The following is an 11,978-nucleotide window of genomic DNA, read 5'->3' on the forward strand; positions in this document are numbered from 1 at the left end:
CTTACTCGTCAATGTCTTTCTTCTCTTTGGCTCTACCCCTATCAAAGCGCGATATTCGTTTTGGGTTAAAAAACTTGAGGCGTTCCGAAAGGGAGGATAAGGGAGCACGAATAAAGCCATCCTTCCAATCAGTAAATCGCACGGGGTAAATGGGGTACATATACGGACGCCCCAAGCTAGTCTGACGTAGCAAATGGCTAGCTAGAAAGCTAAATCCAACCACAATCCCCAATGAACCTAGCAAACCGGCAAGGAATATCATCGGAAAACGAACCACCCGGATTGTAGAGCCGATCATATAGCTAGGCGCGATAAAGGATGACAAAGCCCCGAGAGCAACGATAATAATCAAAATATTGCTGGTGAATCCGGCCTGAACGATCGCTTGTCCGATAACAATACCGCCTACAATACCAATCGTCTGACCGACCTTGGTCGGCAGTCTCGCTCCCGCTTCCCGCAAAAGCTCAATGATCAGCTCCATCAAAAGGGCCTCCCACAACGGCGGGAACGGTACCCGAGAGCGTGATTGCGCGAGCGAAAGCAAGAGGTCAGCTGGAACCATCTCGTAATGATAGGTCAAGGCTGCCACATAGATCGGCGTGAGGATCAGGGACAAAATCATGGCAAAGATGCGCATGAGCCTGTTGAAGGTAGCAAGACTCCAACGCAAGTAATAGTCATCTGGCGACTGAAAAAATTGCAACAGGGTGGTAGGCCCGAGCAGAGCGAATGGGCTCCCCTCCACGAGTATGGCAATCTGCCCTTGTCGCAAACCGTGTATAGCACGGTCTGGACGCTCTGTTTGCTGAAGCGTAGGAAATAATGATTTCTCATTGTCCGCGATATGCTGAGCCAGTATGGTGGAATCCAGACTGGTGTCTAATTCCAGATCATTAATCCGTTGCCGTACCGTATTCACATTTTCCTCATCGGCCGTCCCACTCAAATACAGCATCGACACATTCATCGGTATGGTTTTCCCCACGCTCAATCGTTCATGGAACAACCTTGGGGTAGACATATATTTGCGAATGATACAGATGTTCACATTCAGCTCTTCTACAAAGGCGATCTGTGGGCCGAGTACAACTGTTTCGATTTCCGGCGCTTGAATGTTTCTGCCAACTGTGCCATCACTGGGGAACGCCAAGCCATAGGACGATTCCTCTACTTGAATAACAATATGGCCGCTGAGTAAACGCTCAATGGCTTCCCCGTCATCGAAGACTCGGTTGCTGCTAGACACTCCTAGATGCTGAGCAATCACTGCAATTTCGCTTTCTTCCAAACAAATCTCGCGCAGCTTCGGGATGAGCTCGCTGTAAACAACCTTGGCATCTGCCATGGTCGATAAATAGAAAAGTCGCACGCGGCCTTTAGGTTCATCGATATGTTCAGTGACCAAGTCGCTTGTATGTGTAAACCAATTACGTGCACTCTCCCGATCCATCGACACTGTCACCTCAGCACTTAGAAAATCATGGTTAGTCTTTCCTAAAAAATACAAAAAAAACAGCACGCTTAGTTTTGCGTGCTGCTTTTCTTTTCTCCCACAGGTTGATCTGATGCTTCGGTAGGAGGTGCGATTTTTTCTTGGATAAACGACTGAACCTGATCGACATCCGGAACCAGAACTGAACCTGCACGGTGGGACTCACGGAACATCCCCATTGGTGGCAATTGATAGTTACCTGGTTCTAACGTATTCAATTTTAATCCGAGTGCAGACAGCTTCAGCATGTCCACCGAGCTAATATTGGTTTGAACATACGGTGTTACTTCCTTCAAAATTGTAGGAAGCTGCATCAGCGTCGTACCATTTTTCATCTGATCCACGACTGCCGTCATTAATTTCCGCTGACGCTCCGTCCGTGTATAATCGGAGGTCGCATCATGGCGGAAACGAACATATTGCAAAGCTTTGTCTCCATCCAGCTTTTGCAGACCTTTTTTCAGATTAATATCGTAGACACCTTTGTCTGTCGGGTCATGATAATACATGTTTTTTTCTACATCGATCTGGACTCCACCTACTGCATCAATCAAAGCCTTGAAACCTTCAAAGTCAGTAATGACGTAACGATCTACTGGAAGTCCAGTGAACTGACTAACCGTTTCCATTGCCAGCTCAGGTCCACCTTCTACAATCGCAGAGTTGATCCGCGAGCTACCTCTACCGGGAATATCTACATACGTATCACGCAGGATTGAAAACATGTCATAACGTTTCCCCGTAGGATCGATGCTGACCAGCATCATAGAGTCTGAACGAGGCAGCCCGTTATTTTTCATCCCTCTGCGGTCTACTCCCATCAGCAGGATATTGACACGCTCCTTGCCATCCCACTCTGGTATTTCCGCGGCTTTGGTGGAATTCCCACCACTAGGCGGTGCGATATTGGGCTCTTGAATATTTTGAGCAAATTGATAAAAAGAGTATCCGTAATATCCAGCTGTCGTAGCTATCACGACAAGCAAAAGAAGCAACACTCGTTTCCATATTTTCATAAAGTCCACCTTTATTCTCTCTATCCTCAGTTGATGTCATCTCTCCACTTTGATTAGTATACTCGAATTTGCGGAAAGTGGAGCAGCCTTTATTTGGGTACCTGTGACATTGTAAACATTTCATTTTACAAAGTTTAGAATATTCGCTATACTATTCTTATCCTTACTGATAAGGGGTGCATTCGCGTGATATCACCGTCGGTTTTCCTCAATCGCTATCCACGTGAGGCCATTTTCTTCCTCATCGCCAGCTTTATTAACTCCTCCGGGAGCGCTTTTATGTGGCCACTTACTACCTTATACGTACATACCATTTTGCAACGCTCGATGACGGAAGCAGGATTCGTCCTGATGATTCAATCTCTCGCTGGCATCTTCGGCCAATTCATCGGCGGATCGTTGTTTCATCGACTAGGTGCCAAGCGTCTTATTGTCGGCGCATTGATCTTTCAAGGTCTTATTCAATTTTCCATTCCTTTCGTTCAAAGTTGGCCTGCCTACCTGATTCTCATGATGGGGCTTGGCTTTACCTTCAACCTGTCGTTTCCAGCGATTCAGGCATTTATAGGTTTCCGCTGGAAGGAACAGCGTCGCGAATTATTTAACATCGTCTACGTCGGCAATAATTTGGGGATGGCGATCGGAACCGCGTTGGCTGGCGTCATTGCTACTTTATCCTTCCAACTCACTTTTTGGTTCAACAGCACGAGCACCTTATTGTTTGCCTTGTTCTTCTTCCTTTTTATGAAGAATATATCCCATCAGGAGCTGGTCGGAGAAAACCTGGAAGAACAGCAAAAGCATCGCGTGAAAAACTTTACCCTGTTATTCCGCTACCAATTGTACTTGTTTATGGCATTGGGCGCAGCATTCATTTTCTTTTCGAATACGGTATGGAACACTGGCGTTGCTCCTTATATTACCGAGCAAGGTATGCCGCTGTCTTCGTATAGCTGGCTGTGGACGATCAACGGGATTATCATTTTTGCCGGGCAGCCTATCACGTCTTGGATCAAGCGGCTGTTGAATCAGAGCTTGTCTGCCCAACTCGTCGTCAGTGCCATCGCGTATGCTGTCGGTTTTGGGTGTATGCTTGTCTACCACGGTAGTTATTACGCATTTGTTGTCGGAATGGTTATCACTACGTTTGGAGAAATGCTCATCTCGCCAACTATCCCTACTTTTATATCGGAAAAAACCGGAGAAAATGCACCCTTTTATTTGGGGGTCGTAGGGGCGATTACAACTGGTGGGAGGCTCTTGGGGCCGCTGGCTATGGGGTTCATGTATGACCATGGTGGTATTCATCCAACTCTGTTCTTGGCAATGCTTGTCTCTGCGGGTTCGGTCCTGCTCTGTCTGTTACACGCTTATTTTCATCGGGAAAATCGAGCAGAGGTTGCTAAATACTGATTTCAATTGCAAAAAAGCCGCCTGATCCTTTTACAGAATCGAGCGGCTTGTTCATTACACTACTTCTTTTCTCCCTTGATTGGCACTTCCCAATCGACTTTGTTCTCTTTTATTAGACGATCGAGCACAACTGATATTTCCTTCACATCTTTTTTCTCAAAGTGCACATCTAGCTTCCCTTCGAGTTTTATCGTACCATCTGGGTTTTCTTTTTTGTCGACCCGTAACCATACTAGACTAGCCTCATTCCCGTTTTCGTCCTTTGCCGTCCATCGCTCTGGAAGTCCCACAATATCTTTGGCCAGAATGGCTTCCACTGGAATATCGATTGAGGTCCCCCCCTCATCAACTTCCATTTCGATCGATTGAAACGTGATTTGGTTCCCAGCTACATCCACTTTTTTCGGATTTTTATCCAGTTCAGCAAGAGATAGCTTGGTTTGAGAAGAGACTTTCTCTCCTGTATAAACAGCATCGAGCTTCATTGTCAAGTTTTTTGCTGGGTCCAGTGGCATGTACGTATGGACAAAACTCGTACTTGGCTGCCATTTCGTTGTGTAGTCGATCGATGAGCCATGGCCCATGCCTAGGATTTTGAGATTTTGATCCCCTTCATATGGGTCAATCATATCATCCCATTTGCCCACTACAGTCCCCTTTTCATCGACAAGCTCGTAACGAAAACCCTCCACTACTTTCTCATTCGGATTGCTGTTTGAGAACTCTAGCTGCGTAGCAGTGGGAACAAAGCGGGCTTCTTTTAGCTCTACTGATACCCCTGTTGGAGTTTTTAATTCCTTGTTTAACGCTACTGTTTTCATGGCTGCTTTTGCTGGTCGCATATCAATCGGGATATCGAAATTCCACGTGCCTTTCGTATCTGTCAGGCGCTTCACGCGCATTTCCAAAATCAATTCGTCCGGCATTGGATTCGCTTCATTAAAGAATGCACCCAGACCGCCTCCGTAGCCGTAGGAGAAGTTTTCACCGTTCGGCAGCGGCAGCCATCTCAGCAATTCCGATTGATCATCTAAATCCTTGATTACTTTGCCATTTTTATCTTTCAGTCGAACTTCCCTAAATTCACTCAAATTATCGCTTGAAATGAACGTAAACTGATCCTTCCAGAACGAAGGAATCTTTTTGCCTGACGAGTCCTTCACTGAGCCCAGAACTATGATACGCAAGGGATCGGCTACAACTGCACTGATTTCCATGGTTAGACCTTGGTCTGTCACCTTCATGTCAAGCGGCTGTACAAAGCCGTTTTCTGCCGCTTTCTTCACGCCAATGTCCGTCTGCTTTTTATCAAACAGGTCAACTACTTGTTTCGCATTGTAAGGCCCTTTTGTTACTGTTATCTCGCTCGGATTGATCGATGCATAGATCCCATTCATATAGCTGGCAAACGTAGGCGAAACTGCTGTTCCGAATGTTACTACCATAGCCAACCCTGCAACTGCAATCGTCGTTTTCTTCACAATATCCACACTCCGCTTTTTCCAATTTATTTGAACTGGCTTTTTTTGTATGGGTTTGAGTTTGAGTACGTTCATCGGGTAGGCGGGGAGCTTTTCCATGACATTTTGAATGGTTGCTTCAGTCTGCCAAAGATCTTCGCCTTCATCATCGGATGTATCCAGCTCATCGAGATATTTTTCAAACTTGATCTGGCACGCGCTGCATGTATCCAGATGCCGTTGTATTTCTTGTTTCATTCGCAAAGAAAGATTGTCTTCCAAAAACGCGTTCAGCATGAATGTATCCAAGCATGTCATAGGTAGAGGTCCCCTCCTTTCCCCGAATTCGTAATGGCATTTCTGAGCTTGGCCCTGCCTCTGGAAAGACGTGTTCGCACTGTACTGATGGGAACATCCAGCTCCTCGCTAATTTCTTCGTAGCTCAAAAATTGGAGGTAACGCAGTTCCAGGACGACGCGGTATTTGGACTCCAGGGTCATCATTCGATTTTGCAAAAAGACTTTCTGCTCTTTCGCAAGGTATTCGAGCTCAGGTGTATGACTGGTAGCCAACTCAATCTCTGCTTCTGCAACCGGAATTGATCGTTTCCGGTTTCGCAGTTCATCGAAGCAATAATTGGTGGCAATCCTGTAGAGCCAGGCACCAAATTCATAGCTTTTGCTGTAGTCACCCAGATGGTAATACACCTTGATAAAGATCTCCTGAGCCATGTCCTGCTCAAGATGCGGCTGTCCGATCATCTTGCGGATGAGCAATCTGACCCTTTTGTTATATTTTTGTATGATCTGAGAATACGCCTCTTTGTTCCCTTGGAGGACCTCCTCAATGATCAGCCTGTCGTCCTGCATCTGTTTTCCTCCCCATATCAAAACCTGTATCGAGGGCTACAGGTTCAAAAAGGTACGCTGCGCAGCTATCACCTTTTTTGCTTGTACCCTTAATACGACGGAAAATGGTGGAAAAAGATCGCAACTTTTTTGGAAAACGGGAGATTTTTTTCATACGAAAAAAGCTGCCGAGGGTATCTCGACAGCTAATGAAACAATGGCAATGATATTTAGTTGGTACTTTTTCTCACAGGTGGGCAGGTAAGTGACTTTCCGTTGTCTTGCGGACCAAGTCCGATGATGTACGGTACAGCTACACGGCTCCACTCTACCGGATTTGGTGCAGTGTCCACATCTTCTGGCGAGCATGAACGGAGCATGGCAGTATCGATGCTGCCTCCTGGATCAAGTGTCACGGCGGCCATTCCCTCAGGTAATTCGGCTGCCAATGATTGCGTCAATCCTTCGATGGCGAACTTTGAAGCGCAGTATGGCGATAAAAACGCTTCCCCATATCTTCCCCAGTACGAGCTAATATTTACGACGACTCCGCCATTTGCGCGCTGAATCATAAACGGTAAAAAGGCGCGAATCACATAGAAAACTCCATTCACATTGATGTCCATGACTCTCGAAAACTCATTTGGCGCAAGACCAATGACTGGACTGTTCCGGTTTATAATAGAAGCATTATTAATCAACAGATCAGGAACGCCCACCTCGGCTCTGATTTCCTCTGCCCACTTTTCCACTTGCTCCATGACCGAAACATCGACAACAGAAAAATGATGCTGTTCTCCGAATTGCTGACGCAGTCTTTGCACCTCTTTTTCCGAACGACCGCAGCCTGCAACTGTCCAGCCTGCTTCGTGAAAACGCTCGACCATCTCCCTGCCCAAACCACGTGTCACGCCTGTAATCACTACCAGCTTGTTCATTTTCTCTCCCCCTCCATTATTATACTTATTAAACATTTTAGTATAATAACAAAAGGAAATCAATCCCAAGGAATTTAAGTTTGGGCTGTAGTGGTGGGGAGGAAACAGGAGAAAACGCTCAGCTTCTAGGGCCACCCCCTAGAGGATTGACTGCCCGACTCCATGCAAAAAGCGAAACCGCGTCCAAAGTGATCTCTTCAGGATGCATTTCAGAGGTGGCCGCTAAAAGGCGTGTTTCGCTTTTTGCATTACGTCTCGGTCGGTGTCCCTAAGATCTTCGCTGTTTTCTCCTGTTTCCTCTACGAGCTTTCCCTGTTTAAACGGGCTTTTAAAGATTTAAAAGAATGAAGAAATGTCCTCAGTAACGACAGAGAAGAATATTTCCAGGCGTAGCGACTTGTGGAGTCCTACCGAGCGGAGAAGGGATTCGCGGGCAACAGAAACGCAACCGTGCCCATACGTCGTAGCGGCTACCACTTTTGCGTTTCCCCGCGAATCCCTTCGGAGCGGACAGTCTTAACCCTCAGATGGACGGAGCCTGGAGCCTAGACTGGAAATATTCTTCTCTTCACTACAGCCCCATTTCAAGTCCGTCAAAAAAGACGCCCGGTACCGGGCGTCTCGTGATGTTTCGTACTTTCTTATTTGTAAGTGTCGTAAGCGTTGGTCAACAAGCCAGCGATTGTTGCCAGTTCGTTGTTCTCGATTTGATGACGCTCGATCATGGTCATGATTTTGCCGTCTTTCATGATCGCGAAGGATGGGGAAGACGGTGCATAGCCTTCGAAATACTCACGAGCTTTTGCTGTCGCTTCCTTGTCTTGACCTGCGAATACCGTGAAGATGTTATCCGGTTTTGTAGCGTGATTCAAGGAATGTACAACTGCTGGACGAGCGAGTCCTGCTGCACAGCCACAAACCGAGTTCACGACAACAAGTGTCAGGCCTTTTGCATTTGGCAGTGCTTGCTCTACTTCTTCAGCAGTGCGAAGCTCTTGAAAACCGTTGCGAGTCAACTCATCGCGCATCGGTTGAATTACTTGGCTCATATATGCTTCATAAGACATCATTGGGCAATCTCTCCTTTGTATCACGTGTTCAACTTACTTATTATTATACCCCGACTGCGCCTACCCGAGAAAGCAGAAGCTACACTTCCATCAAAATGGTAAGAATCATTGGGTTACGGCCTGTTTTTTCATAAATGAACGGCTTGATCACTTCATTAATCTGTGACTTCAACTCAGACCATTCCTTGATTTTCTTATCCAATGCTTCTTGCAGACGCCCACGAACGAGCTGTGTCGCTTCCTGAATCAAGGATTCCGAACCGCGTACGTATACGAACCCGCGGCTCACGATATCTGGGCCCGTCAAAATTTTGAAGTTCTTCATATCCAGGCTGACAACTACAACCATCAAGCCATCCTCTGCCAAATGCTTGCGATCGCGCAGAACGATATTGCCGACGTCGCCAACACCACTGCCATCAATGAGGACAATCCCTGCTTGTACTTTGCTGAGCCACGCTTTTTCGCGGTTGCAATTCAGCACTTCGCCGTTGTCCATAATAAAGATGTTGCTCTCCTCGATCCCAACCTGTTGGGCTAGCTTGGAGTGAGTCTTGAGCATCCGGTATTCCCCGTGGATCGGGATGAAATATTTCGGACGAATGAAGTTGAGCATGAGCTTCAATTCTTCACTGCTGCCATGTCCAGATGCGTGGATGTCAAACGCATGACTCAATACCACGTTGGCCCCTGCACGGTACAGCTTGTCTATCGTGCGACTTACGTTGATTGTGTTCCCAGGAATCGGGGATGCGGAAATGATAACCGTATCTTCTGGATAAATGGAAACAGTACGGTGCGATCCGGAAGCAATTCGGGTCAACGCTGCCATCGGCTCACCTTGACTACCCGTGCAAATAATAAGCACTTGGTTGTCCGCGTAGTTGTCGATGTGCTTAATATCAATCAACATGCCCTCTGGCATTTGGATGTAACCCAGCTCTTGTCCAATCAAGAAAACCTTTTCCATACTGCGGCCAATAACCGCCACTTTGCGATTGCACTGCTCTGCAGCATCTACCACCTGTTGCAGGCGATGCACGTTGGAAGCAAAGGTAGCCAGGATGATGCGTCCACGCGCTTTGCGTACCACATCGAGAATCCCTTCCCCTACCGTTCTCTCCGACATCGTAAATCCAGGACGCTCACTGTTCGTACTGTCGGACAAAAGCGCCAAGACGTCTCCACTCGCACCAATGCGTGCAATTTTTCCGTACTCCGTTGTTTGACCGACTGGTGTCATGTCAAACTTGAAGTCACCCGTGTGAATGACCATTCCCTCTGGTGTATAGAGCACAACTCCCAGGGAATCCGGAATACTGTGGTTCGTACGGAAGAATGTCGCCTTCAGCTTGGCAAAAGGAATTTCCGTATCTTCCGAAATTGGAATCAGCTTCACTTCATTTTGCAAACGGTGCTCTTCCAGCTTCGCCTTGACCAAGCCCAGGGTCAGACGACCACCGTAAATTGGCACCTTGATTTGCCGTAAAATATAAGGAATCGCTCCGATGTGATCCTCATGTCCGTGCGTCAACAAAAGTGCTTTGATCTTATGCTGGTTGTCCTTCAGATAAGAAATATCCGGGATAACCAGATCAATACCGAACATTTCATTTTCGGGGAACTTCACCCCGCAATCAATGATGATGATTTCGTCCTCATACTCGACGCAGTACATATTTTTTCCGATCTCGCCGAGGCCGCCCATCGCGAAAATCTTAACGTCGCTCAATCTCTTTCCTCCTAACATCGTCGTGCATGATTATGGGAATCCGAACCAAGCATGCCATTCTTATTATATCACAACGTAAGACGTTCGTTTCACCCAGTCTTGTCTATTCCACACATTCATCTTCGGTCAATAATCGAATACTGATACTCCAAATCGGCAACTCGTTCATCGGTAACGGCACTAGCTCTCGCCCAGAAATCGTGCTTCGCATAAGAATCGCCCGTCCATACCTCCGTTATTTCTCCTGAAGCGAGCTTTAACGGTATGGCCTCGACCTCTTTTAATACGTTGCCGCTTTTGTTTTTCAATCGAAGCTTCAAATCGATCTCCAACGGCTGGTCCGACTGATTTCGTACCAGGATGAGACTTGAATACGGATACCCGACACAATTTTTGGTACACTCTTGTCTGCTGTATACGAGGGCGAGATCAATAGGCTTCTCATTGTCCATCTTCGCCTCTTTCCACTGGTCTTTTGCTTTTTGTACGACGATCACGTACTCCGCTTTCTTCAAAAAGGGACCCATCCCTAAAAAGGCAGCGGCAAAAAAACTAAACAAACCAAAAGCTGTGCATAGAAAAACGAGGTTCATCTTCCAAAACTGTTTTCTCATCGTGATCAAAAAGCCAATATACAGGAGAATACAAACAAACACTAACAGGATACAAAAATAGAAAAAGACCTCCAAATCAGACTCCGTAGGTAACACCGGAATGCCATACTTCACTTGCCAATATACATTCGCGGCAAAGCAGCCTCCGTAAATCAATACGGCTGAAGCAATCGTCAGCCCCCATTTTTTCCAGAAAGGAGGCTTTTGAAAAATCGCCGTAAGAACCCCCACCAAAACAGGAACGCCAAATAAGGGAATGAGCAAGTAATGCATCGAAAACCTCCCGCATTTCATTGTCATTATTTTCTACGAATGATATTCCGAAAAGTCTTCAAAATACATGGCAAATCATTCGAAAAAGAGAGGGAATAGCAAGTGCAAACAGCTCGTCGCCTATTTCGCTATCGGAACATGATGCCCCTTCTCTCCACCGTCCTTTTCCTGCTCATCTTTCAGCCGTTCCCTACCTATGCCCAGCCTCCCTATGCAAAATGGGGCAGGCTCGCGATGCAGGAAACGATGAGGCGATATCCAAACGCTCAAATTGTGGACTACCTGCATGTCGGACGAAAACAAAAAACGCCCACCACGTCAGAAGAGACGTTTAAGCTCTTGCTTCAAGAAAGCAATCGCAGGTGGGCGTTACTCGTTCATATTGAATTCGTGAATCAAACAGAAGAGGTCGTAAACATCTTCTATGAGGAGACCCGCTAGTCAGCGAGCTGTACCATCTCTTTCATCATGACTTCCAGTTCCATGTTAGCTGCCATCCCGTACGCACGACGCATGTTTCCCTCTCCATCCACAAGGAACATGCGAGCCGTGTGGGAATAAGAACCATCTGGCTGCTTAATGACCATCAGACCAAAATCCTTCGTTACTTTCTCTACAGCCTGAGCGTCCCCACGCAGGAACTTCCAGCCACTCTGATCTGCCTTGAACTTGGCTGCATACTCCTGCAAGACTTCCGGTGTATCGTTATCAGGGTCAAAGGAAATGGAAACAAACTCCACTTTGTCTCCGAACAGTCCCTTTTCCTTCAACTGATCTTGCAGCTTGGCCATGTTAAACGTAGTCGCCGGACAAATATCCGGGCACTTGGTAAACATAAACTCTACCAGTCGTACCTTGCCAGCACTTGAATGAAATGTATAGGTTGTTCCGTCACTGTTGTCTAAGGTGAAGTCTGCAATCGGCTTCAATACCTCGATCTTCTCTTTTGTCATATAATTATAACCAAATACTCCGACGATAGCTAAAATGATAATACCAGCTAACACAGGAAACCAATGTTTCTTCATTGCAGATTCCTGCTGCAATTGTGCTCCTTCACTCATCGGTTGCTTCCTCCCTGCTTGTCCCATGTGTGATGCCTCCTGATTACACACGGGA

At 46.7% G+C, this 11,978-nt stretch carries 11 protein-coding genes; 2 read left to right on the forward strand and 9 right to left on the reverse strand.

The annotated features are described in order from the left end of the window. Position 1: 1 nt before the first annotated feature. Both HP570_RS23355 and HP570_RS23360 read right to left on the reverse strand, forming a co-directional pair. Positions 2-1,453: a spore germination protein gene (locus HP570_RS23355; RefSeq protein WP_173627319.1), complete on the reverse strand. Its 1,452-nt coding sequence runs from the start codon at positions 1,451-1,453 to the stop codon at positions 2-4. Between the two features lie 71 nt (positions 1,454-1,524). Further along, on the reverse strand, positions 1,525-2,511 hold the full coding sequence (locus HP570_RS23360; RefSeq protein ID WP_173627320.1) for an LCP family protein: 987 nt from the start codon (positions 2,509-2,511) through the stop codon (positions 1,525-1,527). Positions 2,512-2,697: 186 nt separating this feature from the next. Between HP570_RS23360 and HP570_RS23365 the strand changes: the two genes are divergently transcribed. Further along, a complete protein-coding gene (locus HP570_RS23365; RefSeq protein ID WP_173627321.1) occupies positions 2,698-3,924 on the forward strand; it encodes an MFS transporter in 1,227 nt (408 codons plus the stop codon). A gap of 59 nt (positions 3,925-3,983) precedes the next feature. On the opposite strand, the gene HP570_RS23370 is transcribed toward HP570_RS23365, so the two are convergent. From HP570_RS23370 to HP570_RS23395, 6 genes are all read right to left on the reverse strand, one after another. After that, on the reverse strand, positions 3,984-5,702 hold the full coding sequence (locus HP570_RS23370; protein WP_173627322.1) for a DUF4179 domain-containing protein: 1,719 nt from the start codon (positions 5,700-5,702) through the stop codon (positions 3,984-3,986). Beyond that, positions 5,699-6,253, reverse strand: a complete 555-nt coding sequence (locus HP570_RS23375) for an RNA polymerase sigma factor (RefSeq protein WP_173627323.1) — start codon at positions 6,251-6,253, stop codon at positions 5,699-5,701. Before HP570_RS23375 ends, HP570_RS23370 begins: the two co-directional genes overlap by 4 nt. A 209-nt stretch (positions 6,254-6,462) precedes the next feature. After that, positions 6,463-7,170: an SDR family oxidoreductase gene (locus HP570_RS23380; RefSeq protein WP_173627324.1), complete on the reverse strand. Its 708-nt coding sequence runs from the start codon at positions 7,168-7,170 to the stop codon at positions 6,463-6,465. Between the two features lie 641 nt (positions 7,171-7,811). Continuing rightward, positions 7,812-8,240 (reverse strand): BrxA/BrxB family bacilliredoxin, encoded by a 429-nt coding sequence (locus HP570_RS23385; protein ID WP_012684201.1) that lies wholly within the window; start codon positions 8,238-8,240, stop codon positions 7,812-7,814. 79 nt (positions 8,241-8,319) lie between these two features. Further along, on the reverse strand, positions 8,320-9,990 hold the full coding sequence (gene rnjA / locus HP570_RS23390; RefSeq protein ID WP_012684200.1) for a ribonuclease J1: 1,671 nt from the start codon (positions 9,988-9,990) through the stop codon (positions 8,320-8,322). A 98-nt stretch (positions 9,991-10,088) separates the two neighbouring features. After that, the gene (locus tag HP570_RS23395) at positions 10,089-10,859 is read right to left on the reverse strand and encodes a hypothetical protein (protein WP_173627325.1); all 771 of its coding nucleotides are present in this window, start codon (positions 10,857-10,859) and stop codon (positions 10,089-10,091) included. Positions 10,860-10,961: 102 nt separating this feature from the next. On the opposite strand from HP570_RS23395, the gene HP570_RS23400 reads away from it, so the two are divergent. After that, positions 10,962-11,300, forward strand: coding sequence for a YqzG/YhdC family protein (locus HP570_RS23400; RefSeq protein WP_173627326.1), 339 nt, complete (start codon positions 10,962-10,964; stop codon positions 11,298-11,300). On the opposite strand, the gene HP570_RS23405 is transcribed toward HP570_RS23400, so the two are convergent. Further along, on the reverse strand, positions 11,297-11,950 hold the full coding sequence (locus HP570_RS23405; protein ID WP_173627327.1) for an SCO family protein: 654 nt from the start codon (positions 11,948-11,950) through the stop codon (positions 11,297-11,299). The genes HP570_RS23400 and HP570_RS23405 overlap by 4 nt on opposite strands. Positions 11,951-11,978: the final 28 nt, after the last annotated feature.

Origin of the sequence: Brevibacillus sp. RS1.1, assembly GCF_013284365.1 — a bacterium.
Classification (GTDB): domain Bacteria; phylum Bacillota; class Bacilli; order Brevibacillales; family Brevibacillaceae; genus Brevibacillus; species Brevibacillus brevis_D.

Excerpts from the sequence above, each read along its gene's own strand:
- HP570_RS23355 (WP_173627319.1), bottom strand. The coding sequence starts at position 1,453 with ATGGATCGGGAGAGTGCACGTAATTGGTTTACACATACAAGCGACTTG.
- HP570_RS23360 (WP_173627320.1), bottom strand. The coding sequence starts at position 2,511 with ATGAAAATATGGAAACGAGTGTTGCTTCTTTTGCTTGTCGTGATAGCT.
- HP570_RS23370 (WP_173627322.1), bottom strand. The coding sequence starts at position 5,702 with ATGACATGCTTGGATACATTCATGCTGAACGCGTTTTTGGAAGACAAT.
- HP570_RS23375 (WP_173627323.1), bottom strand. The coding sequence starts at position 6,253 with ATGCAGGACGACAGGCTGATCATTGAGGAGGTCCTCCAAGGGAACAAA.
- HP570_RS23380 (WP_173627324.1), bottom strand. The coding sequence starts at position 7,170 with ATGAACAAGCTGGTAGTGATTACAGGCGTGACACGTGGTTTGGGCAGG.
- HP570_RS23385 (WP_012684201.1), bottom strand. The coding sequence starts at position 8,240 with ATGATGTCTTATGAAGCATATATGAGCCAAGTAATTCAACCGATGCGC.
- rnjA (WP_012684200.1), bottom strand. The coding sequence starts at position 9,990 with ATGTTAGGAGGAAAGAGATTGAGCGACGTTAAGATTTTCGCGATGGGC.
- HP570_RS23395 (WP_173627325.1), bottom strand. The coding sequence starts at position 10,859 with ATGCATTACTTGCTCATTCCCTTATTTGGCGTTCCTGTTTTGGTGGGG.
- HP570_RS23405 (WP_173627327.1), bottom strand. The coding sequence starts at position 11,950 with ATGGGACAAGCAGGGAGGAAGCAACCGATGAGTGAAGGAGCACAATTG.